This is a genomic window from Streptomyces antibioticus (assembly GCF_002019855.1).
Classification (GTDB): domain Bacteria; phylum Actinomycetota; class Actinomycetes; order Streptomycetales; family Streptomycetaceae; genus Streptomyces; species Streptomyces antibioticus_B.
The window spans coordinates 6,609,639-6,634,637 of the sequence record NZ_CM007717.1; the positions used below are offsets into that span (position 1 = coordinate 6,609,639).

Consider the following 24,999-nt stretch of genomic DNA (forward strand, 5'->3'; position numbering starts at 1 on the left):
TTGATGTTGCACGAGACGTCTCGTCTCGCCTAAGGTCGGTGGCATGACCCGACGACGCGCCCACATCGCCATGTTCTCCATCGCCGCCCACGGCCATGTGAACCCCAGCCTGGAAGTGATCCGCGAACTGGTCGCGCGCGGCCACCGGGTCACCTACGCCGTTCCGCCCCTGTTCGCCGAGAAGGTCGCCGCGACCGGAGCCGAGGTGAAGCCCTGGAACTCCACGCTGCCCTCGCCCGACGACGACCCGTCGGCCTGGGGCACCACCCTCCTGGACAACGTCGAGCCGTTCCTCGCCGACGCGATGCAGGCCCTGCCCCAGTTGACCGCCGCCTACGAGGGCGACGAGCCCGACCTCGTCCTGCACGACATCACCGCCTACCCGGCCCGTGTCCTGGCCCACCGCTGGGGCGTGCCCGCCGTCTCGCTCTCCCCGAACCTGGTCGCCTGGGAGGGGTACGAGGAGGAGGTCGCCGAGCCCATGTGGGCCGAGCCGAAGCAGACCCCGCGGGGGCAGGCGTACTACGCCCGCTTCCGGACCTGGCTGGAGGAGAACGGCCTGACCCTCGACCCCGACGCCTTCATGGGCCGCCCCGACCGGTCCCTGGTGCTGATCCCCAAGGCTCTCCAGCCGTTCGCCGACCGGGTCGACGAGCGCGTGTACTCCTTCGTCGGCGCCTGCCAGGGCGACCGCACCGGTGAGGGGGAGTGGACGCGGCCCGCCGGCGCCGAGAAGGTCGTCCTGGTCTCCCTGGGGTCGGCCTTCACCAAGCGGCCCGACTTCTACCGGGAGTGCGTACGCGCCTTCGCCGGCCTGCCCGGCTGGCACCTGGTCCTCCAGATCGGCAAGCACGTCGACCCGGCCGACCTGGGCGCCCTGCCCGGGAACGTCGAGGTGCACTCCTGGGTGCCGCAGCTCGCGATCCTGCGGCAGGCCGACCTGTTCGTCACCCACGCCGGCGCGGGCGGCAGCCAGGAAGGGCTGGCCACCGCCACCCCGATGATCGCCGTACCGCAGGCCGCGGACCAGTTCGGCAACGCGGACATGCTGGCCGGGCTCGGCGTCGCCCGGCGGCTGGACACGGCCGACGCCACCGCCGAGGCCCTGCGCGAGGCGGCCCTGGCGCTCGTCGACGACCCGGAGACGGCCCGCCGGCTGAACGCCATCGCCACCGAGACGGCCCGGGAGGGCGGCACCCGCCGCGCGGCCGACCTGATCGAGGCCGAGCTGCCCCGGCGGTGACCACGGGAAAGGGCCCGTCGACTCCCCCGAGAGTCGACGGGCCCCGGATCACCCGGCCGGGCCGGCGGCGAACACCGCGTTCTCGCCCAGAGCGAGCAGCCGTGCCTCGCGGACCGCGCCGGGCAGCACTCCCGCCGCGGCCAGTACGTTTCGGGCCCGTGCCTCGTCCACCTCCCTCGCCCACGTCTTCGACCGTCGGGTACCGGCCATCCGCCGTCAGTGTCGCACCGGCACAGGCCGGGCAGTGTGCGCGGTGCCCAGTCGCAACCCCACCTCCCTCGCGGCCGCCCTGTCCAACATCGCATGATCGAGGAGGAGGGGCGGGTGGACGGCGCCGCCCCTGGCCACGACCCGCGCCGAGATTAACAAGGGGCTACGCGATCTCCGACGCTCTCACTCTCGCCGACCACCTTGCCGTGAACTGACCTCTTCCACACGGCGGTTGGCTTATATTGATCAGAAACTCATGGGGTTCTCGTCCAGGACGTAGCGGACGTGTGGGCCGCCGAAGTAGCCGCGGACGATGTGCGGCTGGCGCTGGCGTCTGCGGAAGAAGCGGCGGGTCTCGGCGGCGAGTTCGGCCTGGTTCCGGGCTCGGTGCTGCTTGGGCAGGCTGTGCTTGAGGTCGGCGTTGACGAGTTCGTCGGGGTTGAGCTCGGGCGAGTACGGGGGCAGGAAGTGCAGCTCGACGTCGTCGGGGTGGGCTGCGAGCCAGTCGCGGACCTTCTTCGAGCGGTGGGCGGAGTGCCCGTCGACCACGAGATGGACCTTGTGGTCGAAGTGGCCGGCGAGCCGGTCCAGGAAGCGGCACATCACCTCGGCGGTGAAACTCTCGGTGAAGACCATGAAGTGCATCCGGCCCTTGGTGCTGATCGCCGACATCGCGTTCACCGAGAACCGGTTCCCGGCCCGTCGCACGACGGGGGTCTTGCCCTTCTCTCCCCAGGTGCGGCCTGTGACCTGGTCGGAGCGGATGCCGACCTGGTCGGCGAAGAGAATCTCCCCACCGTCCTCCTTCGCCCTCGCCCGGATCTTGGGCCAGGTCTCGGCGTGCCAGCGCCGGACGGCCTCGGGGTCCTGCTCGACGGCCCTCTTGTCCGGGCGCTGGAAGGAAAGACCCCACCGCTTCAGGTACTTGCCCACCCCCGGTTCGGTCAGCCGTACCCGGTACAGCTTCGCGATCAGGTCACCGATCAGCCGCCGCGTCCACAACTGCCCACTCAGCCCCACGTCACAGGGCCGGTGATCGAGGACCGCCTGCCGCACAGCGGCCTGCTCGGCCTCCCCGAGCACCTGGTGCACCCCGACCGGCTTACCACGCGGCCGCATCACCAGAGCCTCCCGACCGCCGGCCAGCCACTTCGCCCACCAGATGTCGACGGCCTTCAGCGACACCCCGAACACCGCCGCCACGTCCTCACGGTCCCGCCCCGCCACCAACGCGGCCACCGCCCGCAGCCGCAGGGCCTCCTGCGCCGACGGCGACAGATGCCGCGCGTCCCCCACCAGATCGCTCACACCCCTCCAACGACCCAGAACCCAAACCGTTTCGGATCAATACTTCCCCCTCGGCATCCTCGTGCGGCGCATCCGCCCGTGGGCGGCCCTGGTCTCGATCGGGTTCCACGTGTCCATCGCCGTGCTCATGGGATTGACGAGCTTCGCGCTGACCATGGTGGCCTGCGATCTCATCTTTCTCAGCGGGGGCATCGAACGGACGCTCACGCTCGCTCGTCGCGCGTACAAGCGGGTGATACGACTGCGGAACGGGAGCGGCCCCGGCGGGAACTACTCTGGCGGAGACGACCCGCCGGGGCTCTCCGGCACCCCGGGCTCCGACACCGACCGCACCGAGGATCAGAACGGCCACCGCCCAGCCGTGGTGCCCGGACCGTCGCCCGAGCCTGGGGGTTACGAAGAACCGGGGGTCCTCGCATGACCACCCAGCTCGAGTACGCCCGCAGGCGCTGCTGGACCGGATCGGTCGGCACAGGTTCCGGCCCGTGCCGGGGGTGGACGCCGGGGCCCTGTACATCGATCGGCGTGCCGTCGCGCTGCTCGACGACGCCGCTTACCGAGGCCTGCGGTGTCTGGTCGAGCCGGGCTTCGCCGGGGTCGGGGGTTCGCTGCACGCGTCGCTGCGGCGGGCCCGTCCGAGGCGGCGGATCAACGCCGCGTTCCGGGCCGCGGGTGTGGATCCCGGGGTGCTCGTGGGGGGAGTGGCGCCGGAACAGTGGCTGCGGCTGCACGAGGCGCTGACCCCCTGAACCTAACCAGGAGCACGAGACGCCTCGTCCCGCATACTGTCAGGTGCATGACTGTTCGTGCCCACATCGCCATGTTCTCCATTGCCGCCCACGGTCACGTGAACCTGAGTCTCGAGGTGATCCGCGAACTCGGGGCGTGTGGCCACCGGGTCACGTACGCGATCCCGCCCGTCTTCGCAGACAAGGTCACCGGGACCGGCGCCGAGGGGAAGCTCTGGAACTCGACCGGGCGCTCCCGCCGCCGGCCCGGGCGGCCAGGCCCCGTACCCGAGTTTCCTGCTTCCCCATGACGGGCTTGCCCCCTTGTGATACCGGGAGATCTCGGGGGCGATGATCAGGGGTCCGCCCACCGCTCCACCGCTGGGACAGGTCTTACGCTGAGGTCATGACGACGATGTACGCCGCACTCCTGCGCGGAATCAACGTGGGCGGCAACCGGAAGCTCCCGATGGCCGGGCTGCGCACCCTGATGGAGGGCCTCGGCCACGACGGCGTCCGTACGTACCTGCAGAGCGGCCAGGCCGTCTTCGGCACCGATCACGGCGACGAGGAGTCCCTCGCCGCTGAGCTCGCCCAGGCGATCGAGAAGCAGTTCGGCTTCGCCGTCGACGTGATCGTCCGCGACCACGCCTATCTGAAGGCGGTCGCCGAGGCCTGTCCGTTCCCGGCCGCCGGCCTCCAGCCCAAGCAACTGCACGTCACCTACTTCTCCGCCCCCGTCGACGCCGAGCGTTTCGCCGGGATCGATCAGGCCGCCCATCTCCCGGAGGAGTTCCGCCTGGGCGATCGAGCCCTCTATCTCTACGCCCCCGACGGCCTCGGCCGCTCCAAGCTTGCCGAGCAGCTCGCCCGCCCCCGGCTGACCAGGGGCTTGATCGTCACCACCCGCAACTGGAACACCGTGGTCAAGCTCGTGGAACTGACAGAGTGACCCGCCGGACGCCGCCGTAGGCGGTGCACGAGGTGATCTCGTCCGGCACAGCCGGCCGGGGATCCTCTTACAGCCGACGCAGCTCCGCCTCACCGGATGCCTCGGATGCCGCCGCGACCGCGTCGATCACGGCGAGGTCCTCCTCGGTGAGCGAGCCGTCGTCCAGGACCGGCCGGCCCCAGTCGTCCCGGGGCAGCACCTCGACCCCGTTGCGGGCGGCCGGGTCCCGGCGCACGTCGGCCCGCACGAACCACAGGCCCGTGTACGCCAGCCCCGCGATCCCGTTGAGGTCCCGCACACCGAACGACTCCGGGTCGGCCCGCCCCTCCTGGCACATCCGCCAGGCGTCGACCGCCTGCAGGAACGCCTCACGGGACAGGTCGACCGGGTCGAAGGGCGCGTCGTACCCGTGGTGGACCTGCGGGTCGGCCAGCCGCAGGCTCCCGTCCGGGGCCAGGTACTCGGTGATCCAGTGGTCGGCGTGGAAGTCCTCGTCGAAGTACGTGACGAAGCCGCAGCGGATCCGGGCCGGTGTGCCCGTGGCCCGCAGCAGCGAGCAGTGCAGCAGGGCGAAGTCCCGGCAGGTGCCGACGAACCGCTCCTCGGGCGGCCGCGGTGCGGTGAGCGGCCGGTCCGAGCGGCTCCGCAGGATGCGCAGCAGCTCGCCGACGTACCGCGACTCGGCGTCGTCGCGCAGCCGTTGTACGGGGATGGCATGGCCGAAGCGCCCGCCCTCGCCGCGATGGATGATCAGATCCCGTACGAGCGAGGCCAGCCGTCCCGGATCGCGCGGGAGGCCGGTGATGCCGGCGCCGAGGTCACCGAGGTCACCGGGGTCGCTGTAGGGCGTCTGCTTCAGGTATCTGCCGTGGAAGTCGTCCATGCGGCGCATGCTCGGCCCTGCCCCTGGGGCAAGGTCGACTCCGCCCCGGGACGAACCCGGGGCCCTCAGGCCCCCACAGCCGCCAGCGCGGGCACCCGGGCCCCGTCGTACCTCTCCAGCAGGAGGCGGGCCACTTCCGGGGCCGGGCCGAGGACGTCGGCCAGGACGTCCGCGTCGGCCGCGCCGCGGGCGATGCGGTCCGGCAGGCGGCCGGGGGCCAGGACGTACGGGGCCACGGCCACCCGGGCGCAGCCCAGCTTCCGCAGCGCGCGTACCGCGTCCTCCGTGCGGGGGAGGGCCGCGGAGGCGAACGCGGGTCGCACGGCGCACCAGCCGGTGTGCCGCCACTCCCGCGCGATGTCTGCGATCACCGCGATCGCCTCCGGGTCGGTGGACCCCGCCGAGGCCAGGACGACCCCGGTCGAGGACTTGTCGGCGGGGGTCAGTCCCGTCTCGTACAGCCGCCGCTCCAGTGCCGACAGCAGCAGCGGGGACGGGCCCAGTACCTCCGCCTGGCGGATCCGCAGGCGCGGTGGCGCGTCCCGCAGGACCGCCGGGATGTCCGCCTTGGCGTGGAAGGCGCGGGTCAGCAGCAGCGGCAGGGCGACCACGTCGCGTACGCCCCGCGCCGCCAGTGACTCCAACACCCCTTGCACGGAAGGGATGTTGAAGTCCAGGAAACCGGTCTCCACGCGCAGCCCGGGCCGCAGCGACCGTACCCGCCGTACCAGGGCGTGGACGGTCGCGGCGTGCCGTGGGTCACGGCTGCCGTGGGCGATGACGAGGAGGACCGGTTCCCGGTGCATACGCGCCGCCTCAGCTCTTGACCAGCAGACCGCGGCTGCGCAGCACCCGCCGCTCCAGCGGACTGAAGATCAGCAGGTCGATGGCGATGCCGACGAAGAGGATCAGGATGATCGCCTCGAACACCATCGACATCGAGCTGGCGTTGCGGCCGTTCTCAAGCAGCGCGCCCAGACCGATGCCCAGGTCCGGCGAGGAGGCGATGATCTCCGCCGCCATCAGCGAGCGCCAGGAGAACGCCCAGCCCTGCTTCACGCCCGCCAGATAGCCGGGCAGCGCGGCCGGCAGCACGATGTGCCAGGCGCCCTTGAGCCCGGTGGCGCCCATCGTGCGGCCCGCCCGCAGGAACAGCGGCGGCACCTGGTCGATGCCGGAGACCAGACCGTTGGCGATGGACGGCACCGCGCCCAGCAGGATCACCGCGTACATCATCGAGTTGTTCAGACCCAGCCAGAGCACGGCCGGCGGTACCCACGCCACCGACGGCAGCGACTGGAGGCCGGACAGGATCGGGCCGATCGCCGCACGCACGAACTTCACCCGCGCCACCAGCAGCCCCAGCGGGGTGCCGATGGCCAGCGCGAACACGAAGCCGAGCAGACCGCGCGAGACGCTGGTCCAGATGTACTCCAGGAGCCGGCCCTCCAGCCAGGCTTCCTGGAACTCGGCGCCGACGTCGCCCGGCGAGGGCAGCTTCGTCGGATCGTCCACGATCTTGAAGGTGATCAGGGCCTGCCAGACCACGATCACCACGGCGATCGCGACGATCGGCGGCAGGATCTTGTTGACGAAGGTCTGCCGGAACGGCGTACGGCTGACGACCCCGGTCTCCAGCGCGTCGAGCCCCGCCTCCACCGAGGCGATCCGCTCCGCCTCGTCCCGCTCTCCGTCGTCCCCCGTGCGGGTGTCCGTCGACTTCGTCTCAGTGCTGGCCATGACGGCGGATCTCCCCACGCAGGACTTCGGTGATCTCCAGGGACAGTTCGGCCACGGGCGCGTCCTCGATCCGACGCGGCTGCGGGATGCCGACCGTCCACTCGCGCGCGATCCGCCCCGGCCGGGAGGACAGCAGGATGACGCGCTGCGCGAGGCGGACCGCCTCCCGCACGTTGTGCGTGACGAACAGGACGGACAGCCCCGTCTCCTCCCAGATCCGGGTCAGTTCGTCGTGCAGCACATCGCGGGTGATGGCGTCGAGCGCCGCGAACGGCTCGTCCATCAGCAGCAGCCGGGCGTCCTGCGCGAGGGCCCGCGCCAGCGCGACGCGCTGCCGCATACCGCCGGACAGTTCGTGCACCCGCTTGTCGTACGAGCCCGTCAGCCGGACCAGTTCGAGCAGTTCCTCCGCCCGGCCGCGCCGGTCGGCCTTGGCGACCCCGCCCAGTTTCAGGGCGAGTTCGATGTTCTTGCCCGCGGTCAGCCACGGGAACAGGGCGTGCTCCTGGAACATCAGAGCGGGACGCCCGTCGGTGGTGATGCTGCCCGACGACGGGTCGTCGAGACCCGCCACCAGGTTCAGCAGTGTGGACTTGCCACAGCCGGAGGCCCCCAGGAGGGTGACGAACTCGCCCGGCGCGACATCGAGGGTGATGTCGTCCAGGACGAGCTGCTGCCCGGCGGGACCGGCGAAGGACTTCGAGACGTGCTCGATGCGCGCGGCGTGCTCCACCGTCTCGGCACCGTCGGCCTTGGCGAGGGTGGTGGCCATGGTCGTCACCTCCTGGGGACTTGGCGGACCGTCGGGTTACTTGACGCCGAGACCGGCGTCGTCGACCGGGCTCTCACCCGCGGCCGCGAGGACCTTGTTGAGGAGCGTGAGGTCGTAGATGCCCTTCAGCAGCGGGTCCTCCAGGAGACCGGCCTTCACCGCGTACTCGGCCTCGGTGTTCAGCGTGGAGGCCAGCGGGTCGTTGGTGAACTGGATCGACTTCCACGCCGGGTCCAGGACGTCCGCCGGCAGCTCCTTGCCGGAGTCCACCTTGAGCTGGGCGTTGGCCGCGGCCTTCGCCTCGTCGGGGTTGGCGTTGATGTACTTGTTGGCGTCGACGGACGCCTTCAGCACCGCCTCGACGGCCTTCGGGTGCGCGTCGAGGAACTTCTGCGACACGATGATGTTCGTGATCACGAACTTCTTGTCGGGCCACAGGTCGGCCTCGTCGAACAGCACCTTCGCGCCCTCGGCGACCAGCTTGGACGCGGTCGGCTCCGGCACCCAGGCGCCGTCGATGGAACCGGCCTTGTAGGCGTCCGGGGTGACCTTGTTGTCCGTACGGATGACGGAGATGTCACCCTTGCCGCTCTCCGCGTCGACCTTCCAGCCCTGCTCGGAGGCCCAGTTGAGGAGCGCCACGTCCTGGGTGTTGCCGAGCTGCGGGGTGGCGATCCGCTTGCCCTTGACGTCCTTCACGGACTTGATCTTGTCGGGGTTGACCACGAGCTTCACACCGCCGGAGGCCGAACCGCCGATGATGCGCAGGTTCTTGCCCGCGGACTTGGTGTAGCCGTTGATCGACGGGGAGGGGCCGATCCAGCCGATGTCGATGGAGCCGGAGTTGAGCGCCTCGATCTCGGAGGGCCCCGCGTTGAAGACCTGGTAGGTCGCCTTGGTGGCACCCAGGGCCTTCTGGAAGTAGCCCTTGTTCACGCCGACGAGGGCGGTCCCGTGGGTCAGGTTGCCGAAGTAGCCGATCTTGACGGAGTCGAGGCCGTCGATCTTCTTCGCGCCGGCGGCGACCTTCTGGTTGGACGAGTCGTCCTTGGAGTCGGACCCGTAACCGCAGGCGGCGAGGGTGAGCAGGGGAAGTGCGGCTACGGCGGCGAGGCCGCGGCGAAGAGACGTGGAGCGGTTGGCAGGCACGGGAGGGGTTCCTCTCGTTGGCCCGGCGGTCACGGGTTTTCAGGTCGTGGCCGGGAAATCGGCAGAAGGTCTTCGTCGCTTCCGGGACGTCGGGTGGGGGGACGGGGCGCGCAGGCAGTGCGCGTACGTCATGCCGCACATCGGGCCACCCCGCCCTGCCCGCTGCCGAGGGCGCCGCTGCCGACGCGGCCGCCCTCCTTCGCGAACGTGGAGTAGTAGTCGGTGGAGTTCATGTCTCAGAAGTCCCAACCGTCGTCGTCGGACTGGTCCTTGACCGGCTCGGGGGAGGCGAACGACTCCCCGACCATGCCGGCGGTGAGCGTGGTGCCGTCCGCGGGGTCGATCAGGATGAACGAGCCCGTGCGGCGCGAGTCCGCGTAGGAGTCCACCGGCAGCGGCTCCGCGGTACGGATCTTCACCCGCCCGATGTCGTTGGCGACGAGCTGTCCCGGATGCGGGTGCAGGGACAGGTCGTCGAGCGTGAGCCGGGACGGGATGTCCTTGACGATCGCCTTGACCGTGCGGGTGCCGTGCTTGATCAGCACCCGGTGCCCGACCGTGAGCGGCTGGTCGGCCACGTGGCAGACGGTCGCCTCCACGTCCTGGGTGGTCGCGGGCGCGTCCTTGGTCGGCACGATCAGGTCGCCGCGCGAGACGTCCACGTCGTCCGCGAGCAGCACGGTCACCGACTGCGTCGTCCACGCCACGTCGACCGGGGTGCCCAGCAGGTCGATCCCGGCGATCGTCGTCGTACGGCCCGACGGCAGGACCGTCACCGGCTCGCCGACCCGGAACGTGCCGGCGGCGATCTGGCCGGCGTAGCCCCGGTAGTCGGGGTGGTCGGCGGTCTGCGGCCGGATCACGTACTGCACGGGCAGCCGGGCGTGGCAGTGCGCCAGGTCGTGGCTGACCGGGACGGTCTCCAGGTGCTCCAGGACGGTCGGGCCGCCGTACCAGTCCATGTTCGCGGACGGTTCCACGACGTTGTCCCCGGCCAGCGCCGAGATCGGGATGGCGGTGACCTCCGGGACGCCCAGCTCGGTCGCGTACGCCGTGAACTCCTCGGCGATCGCGGCGAACACGGACTCCTCGTAGTCGACCAGGTCCATCTTGTTGACGGCGAGGACCGCGTGCGGGACGCGCAGCAGGGCGGCGAGCGCCGCGTGCCGGCGGGTCTGCTCGACGACGCCGTTGCGGGCGTCGACCAGGATCACCGTCAGCTCGGCGGTGGAGGCGCCGGTGACCATGTTGCGGGTGTACTGCACATGCCCGGGGGTGTCGGCGAGGATGAACCGCCGCCGCGGGGTGGCGAAGTAGCGGTAGGCCACGTCGATGGTGATGCCCTGTTCGCGCTCGGCGCGCAGCCCGTCGGTGAGCAGGGCGAGGTCCGGGCCCTCCTGGCCCCGGCTCGCCGAGACCCGCTCCACGGCCTCCAGTTGGTCGGTGAGGACCGACTTGGAGTCGTGCAGCAGCCGTCCGACGAGGGTGGACTTGCCGTCGTCGACGGAACCGGCGGTGGCGAACCGCAGCAGCGTGGTGGCGGTGAGTTCCGCGGTCGTGCTCATGCTTAGAAGTACCCCTCGCGCTTGCGGTCTTCCATCGCGGCCTCGGAGAGCTTGTCGTCGGCGCGGGTGGCGCCGCGCTCGGTGAGCCGGGAGGCGGCGATCTCGGTGATGACGGCGTCCAGCGTCGTGGCGTCGGAGTCCACCGCGCCCGTGCAGGACATGTCACCCACGGTCCGGTAGCGCACCAGGCGCTTCTCGACCGTCTCGCCGTCCTTCGGACCGCCCCACTCGCCCGCGGTCAGCCACATCCCGGACCGCTGGAACACCTCGCGCTCGTGCGCGAAGTAGATCTGCGGCAGCTCGATGTCCTCGCGGGCGATGTACTGCCACACGTCCAGCTCGGTCCAGTTGGAGAGCGGGAAGACCCGGACGTGCTCACCGGGGGCGTGGCGGCCGTTGTAGAGGTTCCACAGCTCGGGGCGCTGGCGGCGCGGGTCCCACTGGGAGAACTCGTCGCGCAGCGAGAACACGCGTTCCTTGGCCCGCGCCTTCTCCTCGTCGCGCCTCCCGCCGCCGAAGACCGCGTCGAACTTCTCCGCCTGGATCCGCTCGGTGAGCGGCAGCGTCTGGAGCGGGTTGCGGGTGCCGTCGGGGCGCTCCCTGAGCACGCCGCGGTCGATGTACTCCTGCACGGACGCCACGTGCAGACGCAGCCCGTGGGCGGCGACCACCCGGTCGCGGTACTCCAGCACCTCGGGGAAGTTGTGCCCGGTGTCCACGTGCAGCAGCGCGAAGGGCACCGCGGCGGGCGCGAACGCCTTCAGCGCCAGGTGCAGCATGACGATGGAGTCCTTGCCGCCGGAGAAGAGGATCACCGGGTTCTCGAACTCCCCCGCGACCTCGCGGAAGATGTGCACCGCCTCGGACTCCAGAGCGTCCAGGTGGGAGAGGGTGTACGGACGGACCGTACCCTCGTGCGCCTCGGTTACGGCGGTCACACCAGGCCCCTCTCGGTGAGCAGCGCGTACAGCGACGCCGCGGACTCCTGCACGGTCTGGTCCTGGGACTCGATCCGCAGATCGGGCGACTCGGGTACCTCGTACGGGTCGTCGACACCGGTGAGCCCGGTGAGCCGGCCCGCCGCCTGCTGCGCGTACAGGCCCTTCACGTCCCGCTCGCTGCACACCTCGACGGGGGTCGCCACGTGCACCTCCAGGTACGAGGTCCCGCTCTCCTGGTGGCGCTTGCGGACCGCCTCGCGGCTGTCGGCGTAGGGCGCGATCACCGGGACGAGCGCCTTCACGCCGTTACGGGCGAGCAGTTCGGCGAGGAAGCCGATGCGCTGCACGTTGGTGTGCCGGTCCTCGCGGGAGAAGCCGAGGCCCGCCGAGATGAACTCGCGTATCTCGTCGCCGTCGAGCACCTCCACGAGGTGGCCCTCCTCGCGCAGCCGGCCGGCCAGCTCGTACGCGATGGTGGTCTTGCCGGCGCTCGGCAGACCCGTGAGCCAGACGGTGGCTCCGCTCGTCACGTGGTTCTCCAATGTCGGTGTCATGGGGGGTCAGCCGTGCAGTCCGCACTCGGTCTTGGCGCGTCCGGCCCAGCGGCCGGCGCGGGCGTCCTCGCCTTCGAGGACCCGGCGGGTGCAGGGGGCGCAGCCGACGGAGGCGTAGCCGTCCATGAGCAGCGGGTTGGACAGCACACCGTGCTCGGTGAGGTACGTGTCGACGTCGTCCTGCGTCCAGCGGGCGATCGGCGAGATCTTGACCTTGCGGCGCTTCTCGTCCCAGCCGACGACGGGGGTGTTCGCCCGGGTCGGCGACTCGTCGCGGCGCAGTCCGGTGGCCCAGGCCGTGTAGCCGGCGAGCCCCTCCTCCAGCGGGCGCACCTTGCGCAGCGCGCAGCACAGGTCGGGGTCGCGGTCGTGCAGCTTCGGCCCGTACTCGGCGTCCTGCTCGGCGACGGTCTGACGGGGCGTCAGGGTGATGACGTTGACGTCCATCACGGCCTCGACGGCGTCCCGGGTGCCGATGGTCTCGGGGAAGTGGTAGCCGGTGTCGAGGAACACCACGTCCACGCCCTTGAGGACCCGGGAGGCCAGATGGGCGACGACCGCGTCCTCCATGGACGAGGTGACGCAGAAGCCCTTGCCGAAGGTGTCCACCGCCCACCGGAGGATCTCCAGCGCGGAGGCGTCCTCCAGGTCGCGGCCCGCCTCCTCGGCGAGCGCCTTCAACTCCTCGGTGTCACGGTCTTCCTGAAGCGTCGTCATATCCGGTCCCCTCCCGGTTCGGTGCGCTGAACGCCGCGGGCGAGCAGCCCGAGGAACTTCAGCCGGAATGCGCGGTTGCACGCCGCGCATTCCCAGGCGCCGTGGCCCTGCTCGTTCGGACGCAGGTCCTCGTCGCCGCAGTAGGGGCAGTGGAAGGGGGCGGCCCGCTCGCTCATGACAGGGCCTCCTCGTCGGCGCGCGCGGCCCAGGCGGCGAACCGCTCGCCGTCCTCGCGCTGGTCCTGGAACCGCTTCAGCACCCGCTCGACGTAGTCGGGCAGTTCCTGGGAGGTGACCTTCAGACCGCGGACCTTGCGGCCGAAGCCGGCCTCGAGGCCGAGCGCGCCGCCCAGGTGCACCTGGAAGCCCTCGACCTGCTCGCCGTTGCCGTCCAGGACGAGCTGTCCCTTGAGACCGATGTCCGCCACCTGGATGCGGGCGCAGGCGTTCGGGCAGCCGTTGATGTTGATGGTGATCGGCTCGTCGAACTCCGGGATGCGGCGCTCCAGTTCGTCGATCAGCGAGGCGCCGCGCGCCTTCGTCTCGACGATGGCGAGCTTGCAGTACTCGATGCCGGTGCAGGCCATGGTGCCGCGCCGGAACGGGGAGGGCCGGGCGGTGAGGTCCAGCGCCTCCAGCGCCTCGACCAGCGAGTCGACCTGTCCCTCCTCGACGTCGAGGACGATCATCTTCTGCTCGACGGTGGTGCGCACCCGGCCGGAACCGTGCGCCTCGGCCAGGTCGGCGATCTTCGACAGCGTGGCGCCGTCCACCCGGCCGACCCGCGGGGCGAAACCGACGTAGAAGCGGCCGTCCCGCTGCCGGTGCACGCCCACGTGGTCGCGCCAGCGCTCCACCGGCTCGGCGGGCGCGGGGCCGTCCACGAGCGCGCGGTGGAGGTACTCGGTCTCCAGGATCTGCCGGAACTTCTCCGCACCCCAGTCGGCGACCAGGAACTTCAGGCGGGCGCGGGTGCGCAGCCGCCGGTAGCCGTAGTCGCGGAAGATGCCGATGACACCCGCCCAGACGTCGGGGACCTCGTCCAGCGGCACCCAGGCGCCGAGCCGGACGCCGATCTTCGGGTTGGTGGACAGTCCGCCGCCGACCCACAGGTCGAAGCCGGGCCCGTGCTCGGGGTGTTCGACGCCGACGAACGCGATGTCGTTGATCTCGTGGGCGACGTCGAGAAGCGGGGAGCCGGAGATCGCGGTCTTGAACTTGCGGGGCAGGTTCGAGAATTCCTTGGTGCCGATGTACCGGCTGTGGATCGCGTCGATCGCGGGGGAGCCGTCGATGATCTCGTCCTCGGCGATGCCCGCCACCGGCGAGCCGATGATCACCCGGGGGGTGTCGCCGCAGGCCTCGGTGGTGGACAGCCCGACCGCCTCCAGGCGGTTCCAGATCTCCGGGACGTCCTCGATACGGATCCAGTGGTACTGCACGTTCTGCCGGTCGGTGAGGTCCGCCGTGCCCCGGGCGAACTCCTGCGAGATCTCGCCGATCACCCGGAGCTGCTCGGTGGTCAGCCGGCCGCCGTCGATGCGCACGCGCAGCATGAAGTACTTGTCGTCCAGCTCCTCCGGCTCCAGGACCGCGGTCTTGCCGCCGTCGATCCCGGGCTTGCGCTGGGTGTAGAGGCCCCACCAACGCATGCGGCCACGCAGGTCGTTGGGGTCGATCGAGTCGAAGCCGCGCTTGGAGTAGATCGTCTCAATGCGTGTCCGCACATTGAGACCGTCGTCGTCCTTCTTGAACTGCTCGTTGCCGTTGAGCGGGGTGAAGTGGCCCGCGGCCCACTGACCCTCGCCACGGTGACGGCTCACCTTGCGGCGGGGCGCGGAGGCAGCAGGGTTCTGCGGGGTGGCGGCCATGGTGAAATCGTCCTTCGGGACAGGCGGAAAGCGGCTCTGACCTGCGCGCACGGGCGCATGGGGCATGACTGCGCATCATTGCGCGGCAGGAAGCTCGAAGCGGAAGACGTCGGTGGTGCTGGGGCTCTCAGCTCACCGGACAGATGGCGCTGGACATGCGGCCGAGGTCGACGTGCCGCCGACTCACCAAGGCAATTCCAGTTCCGGACATGACGGAAGCGTGGCACGGCGTTCTGGACACAGTCCACCTTCGTCCGCGATGCGGACACCCTTGTCCCGAGATGTGAGACAAGGGTGGTGTCGGTCACAAGCTGCGCGCCACCTCTTGTCGGTGCAGGTCAGACAGGGTATGCACCCGGCCAGGGGCCCGGTGTGGACACCTCGCGCTGCTCCTCGACCTTGGTGTCGAACAGCGTGAACCCCCGGCGCTGGTAGTTCGCCATCGCGTGCTCGCCGTCCAGGCTGCACGTGTGCAGCCACACCCGCTTGGTCTCCGGCAGCCCCGGCCAGCGCTCCGCGAGGTCCCAGGCGCGGGCGGTGCCGTACGACAGCAGGTGTCCGCCGATCCGCCGGCCGCGGAAGGCGGGGATCAGCCCGAAGTAGACGATCTCCACCACACCGTCGTCCTGCGGCTCCAGCTCCACGTACCCCGCCGGGGTGCCCCGGTCGTACGCCACCCAGGTCTCGACGCCCGGCCGCGCCAGATGCTCCGCCCAGCGCGCGTACGGCCAGCCCAGCCGGTCGATCCAGCGGATGTCGCCGCCGACGGATGCGTACAGGAAACGGCTGAACTCGGGCGAGGGGATCTCGGCGCGGACGATCCGGACGTCGCCGTCCGGCGCGGCGGCCGGCAGCAGGTCGGTCGGCGCGGTCTGCTCCAGGGACCAGGTGGTCACGGGGATGTTCGTCATGCCGCCAGGGAACCACCCGACCTGCGCGTCTGTCGATCGCGCCGGCGCCCGCGCCCCTGTGCGCGCCCCGCCCGCCTACCGCACCGCCCGGGTGAGGGACATCAGCGGCAGGGCGAACAGCACCCGCTCCGACTGGGTCCACACCTCGCCGGTCTCCTGCCAGTACGACAGGGACTCGGTCTGCGGACTCCAGCAGCGGTGGCTCTCCGCGCCGTCGCAGACCGCGGGCCGGGCCGCCGGGTCCCCGCCCTTGCCGTCGGCGGAGCGCGCGAAGCCGCCGTCGCTCGCGTCGCTGTCGTCGTCCTCGCGCTTCGGGTCGACGGTCTGCCGCCACAGTTCGCCGTGCTCCTCGCGTGCCTCCGCCGCCCGGGTCACGTACCAGCCGCCCGCGTACGACAGCACGCCCCGCAGACCGGTCACCTCCGTCGCGTACGCCTCCGTCGCCTGCACGAGCCCGGTGTCGTCGGCCGCGAGCAGCCCCTCGTCGCCCGGGAGCGTACTGAAGGACCAGCGCCACAGCCGGGCGTCACGGTCGCCGTCGTCCAGGGTCCACTCGCCGGCGACCAGGCTGTCCGGCGCCGTACTGCGGTCGAGGGAGACGGTGGCGGGATGCGCCGCGCCCTTCGCATCGCTCAGCCGGTAGCTGGCGATCGCCGGAAGGACGTACCGGGAGCCGTGTGCCGACCAGCCGCCCGGCACCCGGCCGACCGCCTCGGACTCCACGGTGGCGCGCTGCACCCGGTTCATGTCGTACACGTAGAGCGCGGACCGGTCCCCGTCGTCGGCGGTGACCAGCAGTTTGTCCTGGTACCAGACCATCCCGGAGACATGCGAGACCAGCCCCCGGTAGTCCCGGCCGCCGTCCACCGGCACGGCCAGCAGCGCCCAGGCGTAGGAGAGGTGACCGAGGTCGTTGGCGTCGACGAAGGCGACCCGGGCCAGCCCCCGGTCGGCCGCGGAGCCGCCGCTGCGGGACCAGGCGGAGAGGATCACCCGGTTGGTGCCCCACACGCCGTCGTCGTCCGCGTCCCCCGAGGTGGTGACCGCGCCCGGCCGCCAGCCGTCGGTGTCCTGCGGGTTCCAGCAGTACGCGCGGGTGGCGGCGGGGGCGACCGGCAGCGCCGCCCGCTCCTCGGACGAGCAGTCGTCGCTGTCGCGCAGGGTGTGGTCCGCGCCCGCCAGCACCGCGCCGACCCCGACCGGGCGGCCCATCGCACCGGCCAGCCGGTCCAGGGACGCCTGCGGCACCAGTTCCTCGGTCAGCCCGAGCGGTACGGTCTCGGCGGCCGACGTCAGCGGCTTCAGACCGCCCGGACCGTCGTCGGTGACCGTCGCCTGGGAGGCGCTGATCAGGGTGGCGGCAGCGGTGAGCGCGAGGGCGGTTCCCGTCAGGAACCCGCGCAGCGCCCTGCCTCGCCTGCGCCGGCGGTGTCGGCCGCGATGTCTCATTCGTCCTCCCGAGTCGGGCCAACTGCGCCTGTTGATCCGTACGTTGATCGAGGAGCAGGTGGGGTGACCCGTGGAGGAATGCTACGGCAGCCGACCCGCGTCACGGCCGAAGACCGCGCAACTACACCGAAGGTGGCACCGCGTGCAGCAGCGCGACCACGGTGCGCACACGGGACGGCACCGCGGGCCCCGTCATGAACGTCCGTCCCGCCGCGCCGTGTCGCGGCCCCGGACCACCGCGGGCGCCGTCGAGTGCGGCAACAGGTCCCGGGGATCGGCCGGCAGGAGCACCTCGACCTCCGCCTCCTCACGGAAGCGGTACGGCCGGTGCTCCAGGAACCCGCCGAGATACCGCCGTACCCGGGACAGCTCGGCCCGTACCGTCACCCGGCGCGCCGGGTCGCCGAACATGTCCTCGGCCAGCCCCGACGCACTGCGCCCCTCACGGCGCACCGCCAGCAGATACAGCAACTCGGCGTGCCTGGGCGTGAGTTCGTGCGACCAGTCGCCCCCGACGCCCGACACCGACACCGACCAGCGGCGGGGCCGGCTCAGATCCAGCACGATCCGGGTGCCACCCGCCGGCGCCGGCTCGGCGCTCTCGGGCGAGGGCCGCACCAGCCAGCCCTCGGCCAGCGGCTCCAGCACGCACGGCCCCAGCGCGGGCAGTCGGCAGGGGCCCGCCGACGGCGACTTGGGCAGCGCGATCCGCCCCGCGTACGGCATCCCGGTCACCGCCGCCGTCCAGCCGTCCGCGTCCACCACCGTCGCCCGGCCGCCGAGCCGCGCCAGCACCGGCGCCGCGACGGCCCGCAGCCGCTCCAGCGAACGCGTGTGCACCTCCCGCAGTCTGGCCTCGGCGAGCTTGGCCACCGCGTCCACCCAGGCGAGCGTCGCCGGATGCATCGTCTCCAACGGGCCGCTCACATCGACCACTCCGAGCAGCCGCCCGTCCCGCGGATCGCTGATCGGCGCGCCCGCGCACGTCCAGGTGGCGTGCGACCGTACGAAGTGCTCGGCGGCGAACACCTGCACCGGCCGCCGGACCACCGCGGGCGTGCCCACCCCGTTGGTGCCGACGGTCTCCTCCGCCCAGTCGGCGCCCAGTTCGAAGCCGAACCCGTCCGCCTTGCGCAGCACCTGCCCGCTGCCCTCCCGCCACAGCACCCGGCCCTCCGCGTCGGCGACGACCATGATGTGGTGGGCGACGTCCGCGACGGACAGCAACCCCTCGCGCAGCACCGGCAGTACGTCCCGTAACGGCGACTCCTCGCGCCGCCGCCGCACCTCCTCCGCACTCAGCAGCCCCGCCCGGACGTCGTGCTCGGGATCGACCCCGCTGCGCAGCATCCGCTGCCAGGACTCCTCGATCACCGGACGCGGCGCGACCGGCGTGCGCTGACCGGCCAGCGCCGCGTCCCGCACCTCGTGGAGCACCCGCGCCGCCCGCGCGGCGTCCACGGCCGCGAACCGCGGCACGTTCATCGGCGGACGGGCCACAGGAGCCTCCCGGGGAGCGCGCTGACGGGACGACCGGATGTCAAGTTCCTGCGCCGACTGTTTCCGGTCTTGTCGGCGGTCCCCATCTTGCCGTCCACCGGGGACGGAAGGGACCACTCCGGTCACAACCACCGGGAAGTTGCAACCCCCTGCAACCCTGGTGAACACGCGTACCGTGTCCGAAACTTGAGGCACGCCGTCCCGAGCGGCGAATGCCGGCCTCGCAGGGCCAAGGCTGCGGGGGTGGTGCCGTGTCGGCGCAGCACCACCCCCGCGACCTGTCGACCGCCGCCCGGACCACGCCGGGCCACCCTCGTGTCGGTCGCGCGGGACCGCCCCGGCTCAGGCGTACGGCGCGGCCCGTTCCACGATCGCCGCGAGGGCCGGCCCCGGCGGCAGCGTCCCGAACGCCGCGCCCCCGTCCCCGCCCAGCCGTGAGGCGCAGAACGCGTCGGCGACCTCCGGCGGCGCGAACCGCACCAGCAGCGCCCCCTGGAGCACCAGCGCGAACCGCTCCGCCAGCCGCCGCGCCCGCGCCTCCACCTCGCTCAGATCGGCCAGCTCCGTCAGCAGCCCCTTGATCGCCCCGTCCAGCCGGTGATCGGCGCCCCGGGCCGCCCCCACCTCCTGGAGATACGCGTTCAGCGCGGCCGGCTCCCGCCGCAGCGCCCGCACCACGTCCAGCGCCTGGATGTTGCCCGCGCCCTCCCACACCGAGTTCAGCGGCGACTCGCGCACCAGCCGCGGCATCCCGGACTCCTCGACGTACCCGTTCCCGCCGAGACACTCCGCCGCCTCCACCACCAGCGGGGCGCACCGCTTGGTCACCCAGTACTTCGCGGCCGGCACCGCGATCCGCAGCAGCGCCCGCTCCCGCTCGCTGCCGTCGTCGCAGGCCGCCGCGAGCCGCAGCGCGAGCGTCGTCGCCGCCTCCGACTCCACCGCGAGGTCCGCCAGCACGTTGCGCATCAGCGGCTTGTCCACGAGCTTCCCGCCGAACGCCGCACGGTGCGTGCAGTGGTGGACCGCCTGCGCGACCGCCTGCCGCATCAGCCCGGCCGAGCCCAGCACACAGTCCAGCCGGGTCGCCGCCACCATGTCGATGATCGTGCGCACCCCGCGCCCCTCGGCACCGACCCGCCGCGCCCACGTCCCGTCGAACTCCACCTCGGCCGACGCGTTCGACCGGTTGCCCAGCTTGTCCTTGAGCCGCTGGAGCAGGAACGGGTTGCGGCTGCCGTCCGCCAGCACCCGCGGCACCAGGAAACACGTCGGACCGTCGTCCTCGGCGGTGTCCGCCGTGCGGGCGAGGACCAGGAAACCGTCCGACATCGGCGCCGAGCAGAACCACTTGTGCCCGGTCAGCGTGTACGTCCCGGCCTCGGCGAGCGGCGTCGCCACCGTCGCGTTGGCGCGGACGTCGCTGCCGCCCTGTTTCTCCGTCATCCCCATCCCGAACAGCGCCCCCGCCTTCAGCGGGGCGGGCCGTAGCTCACGGTCGTAGATCACCGACGTCAGCCGGGGCTCCCACTCGGCGGCCAGCTCCGGATCCGCGCGCAGCGCCGGCACGGCCGCGTGGGTCATCGACAGCGGACAGCAGGTGCCCGCCTCGACCTGCGTCCACACCAGGAACCCCGCCGCCCGCCGCACATGCCCGCCCGGCCGGACCCAGGCCGCCGTCAGCCCGGCCCCGACCCCCTTGCCGAGCAGCCGGTGCCACGCCGGATGGAAGTCGACCTCGTCGATCCGCCGCCCGTACCGGTCGTGCGTGCGCAGCCGAGGCGGGTACGCGTTCGCCTGCTCCGCCCACTCCTGGAGCTGCGCCGCCCCGGCGGACCGCCCCAGCGCCGACAGCTCCCCGCCCGCCTCGTCGAGCAGCTCCGGATCGAGATGGCGCTCCACCGCGGCCACCAGGGCGCGGTCGGTCCCGTAGACGTCGTACCCGGTCAGGGGAGGGGGCTGATTGGTCACCGTGTGCGTCCTGCCTGCCATACCGCGAACCTACCCCCGGGTACGGCGGTCATGACCGCCCGCAGACAGCGCGTCGCCCCGCGGACCGGTGGCGCGCGTCCCCTCGCCGACCGGTGGCGTGTCGCCCCGCCGACGGTGGCCCGTCACTCCGCCGACCTGTGGCACGGCGCCGCCGGAGGTGAGTACGGACCCGAACGGCGGATACCTTTAGGGCGTGCAGCCAGCAAGTCAGTCATCCGAGCAACCTGGGAGCCCCTCCGGGCGTCTCCACCGGGCGCGTGCCCTCTACCGGAACGTCTCCAAGCGCAGGACCGCCTGGCTGCTGCTCAAGGACACCGTCAACTCCTGCATCGAGTACCGCATCCTCGGCCTCGCCGCCGAAGCCGCCTTCTTCACGCTGCTGTCCGTGCCGCCCCTGCTGCTCAGCCTCATCGGCCTGCTCGGCTACGTCGACGACTGGACCGGCACCGACTCCATCAGCAGCCTGGAGACCAACCTCATCGAGGCGTCCCGCACGGTCCTGTCCGACAAGGGTGTCAGGGAGATCGCGCAGCCCATCCTGGACGACGTGATGAAGGGCGGCCGCCCCGACGTCATCTCCATCGGCTTCCTCTTCGCGCTCTGGTCGGGATCCCGGGCCGTGAACGTCTTCATCGACACCATCACCGTGATGTACGGCCTCGACGGCGTGCGCGGCATCGTCAAGACCCGGCTCGTGGCGTTCCTGTTGTTCGTCGCCGCGCTGCTGATCGGCTCGGTCGCGCTGCCCCTGATGGTGGCCGGTCCCGACGCCGTGGTGCGGATCGTGCCCTGGTCGACGACCGTGGTCCAGGTCCTGTACTGGCCGGTCGTGATCGTCCTGTCGATCGCCTTCCTGACCACGCTCTACCACGTGTCCGTGCCCGTGCGCTCCCCATGGATCGAGGACGTCCCCGGCGCCCTCGTCGCCCTCGCCATGTGGGTCCTCGGCAGCTTCCTGCTGCGCATCTACCTCACGAACACCATCGAGGGCGCCACGATCTACGGCTCCCTCGCCGCGGCCGTCGCCGTCCTGCTGTGGATCGGTGTGTCCGCCTTCGCCGTGCTGGTCGGCGCCGCCGTCAACGCCGCGATCGACCGGGTCTGGCCGGCCGCCGCCACGGCCGCCGCCCGCGCCGCCAACGAACGCCAGCGGGAGGAGGAGGTCGCCGAGTACGTCGCCCGGCTGGCCGCCGCCCGCTCCCACGAGGACGACGACCCCGACGACCCGGACATGCCCTCCGAGTTCCCCGAACGCTGGTCCCGCTTCCTCCCCCCGGACGACGTCACGGCCCGCCTGCGCACCCACGCCAGAACCGCGCCCAAGGGGCACGGGCACCAGCAGGAGCACGGGCAGGGCGGGGAGGACGACTTTCCTACGGGCAAGTGAGGGGCGCCCGACCGGAGGGCCCCCGACCGGAGGGGCCCCGACCGGAGGGGCCCCCGACCGGGGGATGAGGGGGCTCCCGGGGCTCAGGGTTTCCAGACCCCGGCGTCCGCCGCCTCCCGCGCGAACTCCCCGAAGTCCCGCGGCGCCCGTCCCAGCGTCTCCCGGACGCCGTCCGACAGATACGCGTTACGGCCGTCCAGCAGCGACCCGAACAGCTCCACCAGGAACTCCACCTCCCGCGGCGGCACGCCGAACCCCGCGAGCCGCTCCCCGTACTCCCGTGCCGGCACCGGCGTGTACGTCAGTTCCCGGCCCGCCGCCCGGCCCACCTCGGCGACCGCCTCCCCGAACGTCAGCAGCCGCGGCCCCGACACCTCCAGTACCTGCCCCGCGTACCGCTCGCCCGCCGTCAGCGCCGCCACGACCACCTCGGCGACGTCCCGCAGATCGACGAACGGCTCCCGCACCTCCCCGCCCGGGAACACCAGCTCACCGCCCAGCCGCAGCTCCTCCACCAGCGGCCCCTCACTGAAGTTCTGTGCGAACCACGCCGCCCGTACGACGGTCCAGCGCGCGCCCGGCACCCGCACCGCCGCCTCCGTCGGCAGCGCCAGCTCCTCGCCCCGCGCGGACAGCAGCACCAGCCGCCGCACCCCGAGCGACACCGCCTCCTCGGCGAGCGCCCCGACCGCCTCGGCCGCCTCCGGGGAGCCGACATCCGTCGGGAACACCAGGAACGCCGCGTCCGCGCCCCGCAGGGTCGGCTCCCACGTCGAACGGTCCCGCCAGTCGAAACCCCGCGCGCGGGAAGCCGCCCGCACCGTCAGACCCGCCGCCTCCGCGGCCCGCGCCACCCGGGCGCCCGCCCGACCGGTCGCCCCGGTCACCACCACCGTCGTACTCGTCCGTGTCGTCATGCCCCCAGTGAATCGCCGTCCGCCGCGCGTTCCCATGGCCGAAAGGCTCATTCCCATAAGCGCGCGTCTACGCCTCGGCGCGCGTCTACGCTGACCGCATGGACGCTCTCGCAGGACTCCTCGAGGGTCCACGCGCGCGTGGCGCCCTCATGATCCGCGCGTGCTTCGACCCGCCGTGGTCCGTACGCGTCGAGGACCGGGCACCGCTGACCGTCATGCTCATGGTGCGTGGCGAGGGCTGGGTCGTACCGGACGACGGCGAGCGGATCCGGCTCACCGCGGGCGACCTGGCCATCGCGCGCGGCCCCGCGCCCTACACCTGCGCCGACGACCCCGCCACACCCCCACAGGCACTGATCCTGCCGGGCGGGGAGTGCGCGTACCCCGACGGACGTCTGCTCAACGGCTCCATGGACCTCGGCGTCCGCGCCTGGGGCGACCGGCTCGACGGCTCCACGGTCCTCCTGATCGGCACCTACCTGATGCGGGGCGAGATCAGTGCCCGCCTCCTGGACGCCCTGCCGCCGCTGCTCTCCCTCACCTCCCGGGAGTGGCCCTGCCCGCTCACCCCGCTGCTCATGGACGAGATCGCGCGCGACGAACCCGGCCAGGAGGTCGTCCTCGACCGGATGCTCGACCTGCTGGTCATCGCCGCCCTGCGGGCCTGGTTCGCCCGCCCCGAGGCGGCGGCCCCGGCCTGGTACCGGGCACAGGCCGACCCGGTCGTGGGGCGCGTCCTGCGGCTCGTCCAGGACGATCCGGCCCACCCCTGGACGGTCGCCTCCCTCGCCGCGAAGGCGGGCGTGTCCCGCGCCGCCCTGGCCCGCCGCTTCACCGCCCTCGTGGGCGAACCCCCGATGACCCACCTCACCGGCTGGCGCCTCGCCCTCGCCGCCGACCGGCTGCACGCCACCGAGGAGACCATCGGCGCGATCGCCCGCCAGGTCGGCTACGGCAGCGCCTTCGCCCTGTCCACCGCCTTCAAGCGCATGTACGGCGTCAGCCCGCAGGAGTACCGGGCACGGGAGGCACGGCCGGGGGCGGCGTAGCCTGGCGTACGTGTACGAGGAACGGCCCTCCCGGCTGACCGGCGCGGTGGTCTGGACGAACACGCCTTCGCCGGGCCCCGGCACGTCCGCCACCCAGCCGGTGTTGCCGGACGGCTGCATGGACCTGCTCTGGCACGAGGGCAGGCTGCTCGTCGCGGGCCCCGACACCCGGGCGTACCACCCCGACGGCCCGCCCACCCCCTGGACCGGCATCCGCTTCTTCCCCGGCACGGCCCCGGCGCTCCTGGGCGTCCCCGCACACGAACTCCTCGACCGCCGAGTCGAGTTGACGGACCTCTGGCCCGCCGCGGAGGTACGCCGCCTGACCGCCCGGATCGCCGCCGCACCCCACCCGACGACGGCCCTGGAGAACCTCGCTTTGGAACGGGCGGCGCCACCCGACCCGCCCCTGCACCGACTGGTGACGGCCCTCGCCGCGGGCAGCCCGGTCGCCACGGTCGCGGACGAACTCGACCTGTCCAGCCGCCAGTTGCACCGCCGCTCCCTCACCGCCTTCGGCTACGGCCCCAAGACCCTGGCCCGCATCCTCCGCCTCCAGCACGCCCTGGCCCTGGCCCGCGAGGGCCTGCCGTACGCCGACACGGCAGCCCGCTCCGGATACGCCGACCAGGCCCATCTGGCCCGCGACGTCAAGGAGTTCACGGGCCGAACGCTCGGATCCCTACTCGTCGGCTAGCGGAGCGAACAGATCGACGGCGTTGCCGTCCGGGTCGTGCACCACGGCGTACCGCTGCCCCCAGAAGGCGTCCCACGGCTTCAGCTCGCCATGATGACCGGCGCCCACCAACTCCTCGTACACCGCGTCGACCTCGTCCGGCCCGTCACAGCGCAAGGCGAGCGCATGCCGCCCACTGCCGACCGGCGCACGCCACCCCGGATGGAACGACCGCACGGTGTCCTCGGTGTCCAGCAACAACCGCAACCCACCGGCCACCCCGGCCTCGGCATGCGCCTCCCGCTCGGCCCCCTCGGGAAACGCGAACCCCAGCCGACGGTAGAAGGCGACAGCGGCGGCCATGTCGGAGACGACCAGCCCAATGGCATCGAATCGTGTGCTCATGGGGCCACGGTAGGAAGGAACCGGCCGACAGGTCTTGAAGAAAACGGACAGGGCAGCGCGGGGGAGCTTCTCTCGCCGGCC

24 protein-coding genes and 4 pseudogenes are annotated in these 24,999 nt (G+C 72.0%); 8 read left to right on the top strand and 20 right to left on the bottom strand.

Features of this window, described 5'->3' with window-relative positions:
• Nucleotides 1–3: 3 nt before the first annotated feature.
• Nucleotides 4–1,243: pseudogene (mgt, locus tag AFM16_RS29945) on the top strand (macrolide-inactivating glycosyltransferase).
• 60 nt (nucleotides 1,244–1,303) lie between these two features.
• Here the strand turns inward: mgt and AFM16_RS38760 are convergent.
• Nucleotides 1,304–1,414: pseudogene (locus AFM16_RS38760) on the bottom strand (aminoglycoside phosphotransferase family protein); the annotation flags it as partial.
• Nucleotides 1,415–1,699: 285 nt separating this feature from the next.
• On the bottom strand, nucleotides 1,700–2,761 hold the full coding sequence (locus AFM16_RS29950; RefSeq protein ID WP_209313206.1) for an IS630 family transposase: 1,062 nt from the start codon (nucleotides 2,759–2,761) through the stop codon (nucleotides 1,700–1,702).
• Nucleotides 2,762–2,870: 109 nt separating this feature from the next.
• On the opposite strand from AFM16_RS29950, the gene AFM16_RS39515 reads away from it, so the two are divergent.
• From AFM16_RS39515 to AFM16_RS29970, 4 genes and pseudogenes are all read left to right on the top strand, one after another.
• A complete protein-coding gene (locus AFM16_RS39515; protein WP_167797117.1) occupies nucleotides 2,871–3,182 on the top strand; it encodes a hypothetical protein in 312 nt (103 codons plus the stop codon).
• Nucleotides 3,183–3,210: 28 nt separating this feature from the next.
• Nucleotides 3,211–3,510: pseudogene (locus AFM16_RS29960) on the top strand (rRNA adenine N-6-methyltransferase family protein); the annotation flags it as partial.
• A gap of 13 nt (nucleotides 3,511–3,523) precedes the next feature.
• Nucleotides 3,524–3,737, top strand: a pseudogene (locus AFM16_RS40250) (macrolide-inactivating glycosyltransferase); the annotation flags it as partial.
• Between the two features lie 158 nt (nucleotides 3,738–3,895).
• Nucleotides 3,896–4,441, top strand: coding sequence for a DUF1697 domain-containing protein (locus AFM16_RS29970; RefSeq protein ID WP_030793080.1), 546 nt, complete (start codon nucleotides 3,896–3,898; stop codon nucleotides 4,439–4,441).
• A 67-nt stretch (nucleotides 4,442–4,508) separates the two neighbouring features.
• Here AFM16_RS29970 and AFM16_RS29975 read toward each other — a convergent pair whose 3' ends face one another.
• The 16 genes from AFM16_RS29975 to AFM16_RS30050 form a co-directional block, all read right to left on the bottom strand.
• Nucleotides 4,509–5,324 carry a transglutaminase domain-containing protein gene (locus AFM16_RS29975; RefSeq protein ID WP_245177833.1) on the bottom strand — a complete coding sequence of 272 codons (816 nt, stop codon included), beginning with the start codon at nucleotides 5,322–5,324 and terminating at the stop codon, nucleotides 4,509–4,511.
• A gap of 65 nt (nucleotides 5,325–5,389) precedes the next feature.
• On the bottom strand, nucleotides 5,390–6,130 hold the full coding sequence (locus tag AFM16_RS29980; protein ID WP_078635440.1) for a sirohydrochlorin chelatase: 741 nt from the start codon (nucleotides 6,128–6,130) through the stop codon (nucleotides 5,390–5,392).
• Nucleotides 6,131–6,140: 10 nt separating this feature from the next.
• On the bottom strand, nucleotides 6,141–7,064 hold the full coding sequence (locus AFM16_RS29985) for an ABC transporter permease (protein ID WP_078635442.1): 924 nt from the start codon (nucleotides 7,062–7,064) through the stop codon (nucleotides 6,141–6,143).
• Nucleotides 7,051–7,836: an ABC transporter ATP-binding protein gene (locus AFM16_RS29990; RefSeq protein WP_030793067.1), complete on the bottom strand. Its 786-nt coding sequence runs from the start codon at nucleotides 7,834–7,836 to the stop codon at nucleotides 7,051–7,053. The genes AFM16_RS29985 and AFM16_RS29990 overlap by 14 nt, the downstream gene beginning before the upstream one ends.
• A 36-nt stretch (nucleotides 7,837–7,872) precedes the next feature.
• Nucleotides 7,873–8,985, bottom strand: coding sequence for an aliphatic sulfonate ABC transporter substrate-binding protein (locus AFM16_RS29995; RefSeq protein WP_030793063.1), 1,113 nt, complete (start codon nucleotides 8,983–8,985; stop codon nucleotides 7,873–7,875).
• A gap of 236 nt (nucleotides 8,986–9,221) precedes the next feature.
• Nucleotides 9,222–10,550 carry a sulfate adenylyltransferase subunit 1 gene (locus AFM16_RS30005; RefSeq protein ID WP_030793058.1) on the bottom strand — a complete coding sequence of 443 codons (1,329 nt, stop codon included), beginning with the start codon at nucleotides 10,548–10,550 and terminating at the stop codon, nucleotides 9,222–9,224.
• 2 nt (nucleotides 10,551–10,552) lie between these two features.
• Nucleotides 10,553–11,488, bottom strand: coding sequence for a sulfate adenylyltransferase subunit CysD (gene cysD, locus AFM16_RS30010; protein ID WP_030793055.1), 936 nt, complete (start codon nucleotides 11,486–11,488; stop codon nucleotides 10,553–10,555).
• Nucleotides 11,485–12,045 carry an adenylyl-sulfate kinase gene (gene cysC, locus AFM16_RS30015; RefSeq protein ID WP_078635445.1) on the bottom strand — a complete coding sequence of 187 codons (561 nt, stop codon included), beginning with the start codon at nucleotides 12,043–12,045 and terminating at the stop codon, nucleotides 11,485–11,487. Before cysC ends, cysD begins: the two co-directional genes overlap by 4 nt.
• 6 nt (nucleotides 12,046–12,051) lie before the next feature.
• Nucleotides 12,052–12,762 carry a phosphoadenylyl-sulfate reductase gene (locus AFM16_RS30020; protein WP_078635447.1) on the bottom strand — a complete coding sequence of 237 codons (711 nt, stop codon included), beginning with the start codon at nucleotides 12,760–12,762 and terminating at the stop codon, nucleotides 12,052–12,054.
• Nucleotides 12,759–12,938: a hypothetical protein gene (locus tag AFM16_RS30025; RefSeq protein ID WP_078635449.1), complete on the bottom strand. Its 180-nt coding sequence runs from the start codon at nucleotides 12,936–12,938 to the stop codon at nucleotides 12,759–12,761. Before AFM16_RS30025 ends, AFM16_RS30020 begins: the two co-directional genes overlap by 4 nt.
• Nucleotides 12,935–14,632: a nitrite/sulfite reductase gene (locus AFM16_RS30030; RefSeq protein WP_078635451.1), complete on the bottom strand. Its 1,698-nt coding sequence runs from the start codon at nucleotides 14,630–14,632 to the stop codon at nucleotides 12,935–12,937. Before AFM16_RS30030 ends, AFM16_RS30025 begins: the two co-directional genes overlap by 4 nt.
• Nucleotides 14,633–14,759: 127 nt before the next feature.
• A complete protein-coding gene (locus AFM16_RS40665) occupies nucleotides 14,760–14,843 on the bottom strand; it encodes a putative leader peptide (protein WP_309474722.1) in 84 nt (27 codons plus the stop codon).
• Between the two features lie 127 nt (nucleotides 14,844–14,970).
• Nucleotides 14,971–15,543, bottom strand: a complete 573-nt coding sequence (locus AFM16_RS30035; protein ID WP_078635453.1) for a GNAT family N-acetyltransferase — start codon at nucleotides 15,541–15,543, stop codon at nucleotides 14,971–14,973.
• Between the two features lie 75 nt (nucleotides 15,544–15,618).
• On the bottom strand, nucleotides 15,619–16,992 hold the full coding sequence (locus AFM16_RS30040; RefSeq protein WP_078635455.1) for a hypothetical protein: 1,374 nt from the start codon (nucleotides 16,990–16,992) through the stop codon (nucleotides 15,619–15,621).
• Nucleotides 16,993–17,184: 192 nt separating this feature from the next.
• On the bottom strand, nucleotides 17,185–18,477 hold the full coding sequence (locus AFM16_RS30045) for a GAF domain-containing protein (RefSeq protein WP_245177834.1): 1,293 nt from the start codon (nucleotides 18,475–18,477) through the stop codon (nucleotides 17,185–17,187).
• Nucleotides 18,478–18,834: 357 nt separating this feature from the next.
• On the bottom strand, nucleotides 18,835–20,484 hold the full coding sequence (locus AFM16_RS30050) for an acyl-CoA dehydrogenase family protein (RefSeq protein WP_078635457.1): 1,650 nt from the start codon (nucleotides 20,482–20,484) through the stop codon (nucleotides 18,835–18,837).
• Nucleotides 20,485–20,677: 193 nt separating this feature from the next.
• Here AFM16_RS30050 and AFM16_RS30055 point away from each other — a divergent pair, with 193 nt between their 5' ends.
• Nucleotides 20,678–21,871 (top strand): YihY/virulence factor BrkB family protein, encoded by a 1,194-nt coding sequence (locus tag AFM16_RS30055; RefSeq protein ID WP_078635459.1) that lies wholly within the window; start codon nucleotides 20,678–20,680, stop codon nucleotides 21,869–21,871.
• Nucleotides 21,872–21,954: 83 nt separating this feature from the next.
• On the opposite strand, the gene AFM16_RS30060 is transcribed toward AFM16_RS30055, so the two are convergent.
• The gene (locus AFM16_RS30060) at nucleotides 21,955–22,788 is read right to left on the bottom strand and encodes a Rossmann-fold NAD(P)-binding domain-containing protein (protein ID WP_078635460.1); all 834 of its coding nucleotides are present in this window, start codon (nucleotides 22,786–22,788) and stop codon (nucleotides 21,955–21,957) included.
• 98 nt (nucleotides 22,789–22,886) lie between these two features.
• Between AFM16_RS30060 and AFM16_RS30065 the strand changes: the two genes are divergently transcribed.
• Both AFM16_RS30065 and AFM16_RS30070 read left to right on the top strand, forming a co-directional pair.
• Nucleotides 22,887–23,837, top strand: coding sequence for an AraC family transcriptional regulator (locus AFM16_RS30065; RefSeq protein ID WP_078635461.1), 951 nt, complete (start codon nucleotides 22,887–22,889; stop codon nucleotides 23,835–23,837).
• A gap of 10 nt (nucleotides 23,838–23,847) precedes the next feature.
• Nucleotides 23,848–24,534: a helix-turn-helix domain-containing protein gene (locus AFM16_RS30070; protein WP_078635463.1), complete on the top strand. Its 687-nt coding sequence runs from the start codon at nucleotides 23,848–23,850 to the stop codon at nucleotides 24,532–24,534.
• Here the strand turns inward: AFM16_RS30070 and AFM16_RS30075 are convergent.
• The gene (locus AFM16_RS30075) at nucleotides 24,520–24,918 is read right to left on the bottom strand and encodes a VOC family protein (RefSeq protein ID WP_078635465.1); all 399 of its coding nucleotides are present in this window, start codon (nucleotides 24,916–24,918) and stop codon (nucleotides 24,520–24,522) included. The genes AFM16_RS30070 and AFM16_RS30075 overlap by 15 nt on opposite strands.
• Between the last annotated feature and the right edge of the window lie 81 nt (nucleotides 24,919–24,999).

Excerpts from the sequence above, each read along its gene's own strand:
- AFM16_RS30040 (WP_078635455.1), bottom strand. The coding sequence starts at position 16,992 with ATGAGACATCGCGGCCGACACCGCCGGCGCAGGCGAGGCAGGGCGCTG.
- AFM16_RS30005 (WP_030793058.1), bottom strand. The coding sequence starts at position 10,550 with ATGAGCACGACCGCGGAACTCACCGCCACCACGCTGCTGCGGTTCGCC.
- AFM16_RS29990 (WP_030793067.1), bottom strand. The coding sequence starts at position 7,836 with ATGGCCACCACCCTCGCCAAGGCCGACGGTGCCGAGACGGTGGAGCAC.
- AFM16_RS30060 (WP_078635460.1), bottom strand. The coding sequence starts at position 22,788 with ATGACGACACGGACGAGTACGACGGTGGTGGTGACCGGGGCGACCGGT.
- cysC (WP_078635445.1), bottom strand. The coding sequence starts at position 12,045 with ATGACACCGACATTGGAGAACCACGTGACGAGCGGAGCCACCGTCTGG.
- AFM16_RS29980 (WP_078635440.1), bottom strand. The coding sequence starts at position 6,130 with ATGCACCGGGAACCGGTCCTCCTCGTCATCGCCCACGGCAGCCGTGAC.
- AFM16_RS30045 (WP_245177834.1), bottom strand. The coding sequence starts at position 18,477 with ATGAACGTGCCGCGGTTCGCGGCCGTGGACGCCGCGCGGGCGGCGCGG.
- AFM16_RS29975 (WP_245177833.1), bottom strand. The coding sequence starts at position 5,324 with ATGGACGACTTCCACGGCAGATACCTGAAGCAGACGCCCTACAGCGAC.
- AFM16_RS30050 (WP_078635457.1), bottom strand. The coding sequence starts at position 20,484 with ATGGCAGGCAGGACGCACACGGTGACCAATCAGCCCCCTCCCCTGACC.
- AFM16_RS30035 (WP_078635453.1), bottom strand. The coding sequence starts at position 15,543 with ATGACGAACATCCCCGTGACCACCTGGTCCCTGGAGCAGACCGCGCCG.
- AFM16_RS30020 (WP_078635447.1), bottom strand. The coding sequence starts at position 12,762 with ATGACGACGCTTCAGGAAGACCGTGACACCGAGGAGTTGAAGGCGCTC.
- AFM16_RS40665 (WP_309474722.1), bottom strand. The coding sequence starts at position 14,843 with ATGTCCGGAACTGGAATTGCCTTGGTGAGTCGGCGGCACGTCGACCTC.
- AFM16_RS30030 (WP_078635451.1), bottom strand. The coding sequence starts at position 14,632 with ATGGCCGCCACCCCGCAGAACCCTGCTGCCTCCGCGCCCCGCCGCAAG.
- AFM16_RS29970 (WP_030793080.1), top strand. The coding sequence starts at position 3,896 with ATGACGACGATGTACGCCGCACTCCTGCGCGGAATCAACGTGGGCGGC.
- AFM16_RS30065 (WP_078635461.1), top strand. The coding sequence starts at position 22,887 with ATGGACGCTCTCGCAGGACTCCTCGAGGGTCCACGCGCGCGTGGCGCC.
- AFM16_RS29985 (WP_078635442.1), bottom strand. The coding sequence starts at position 7,064 with ATGGCCAGCACTGAGACGAAGTCGACGGACACCCGCACGGGGGACGAC.
- AFM16_RS30075 (WP_078635465.1), bottom strand. The coding sequence starts at position 24,918 with ATGAGCACACGATTCGATGCCATTGGGCTGGTCGTCTCCGACATGGCC.
- AFM16_RS30025 (WP_078635449.1), bottom strand. The coding sequence starts at position 12,938 with ATGAGCGAGCGGGCCGCCCCCTTCCACTGCCCCTACTGCGGCGACGAG.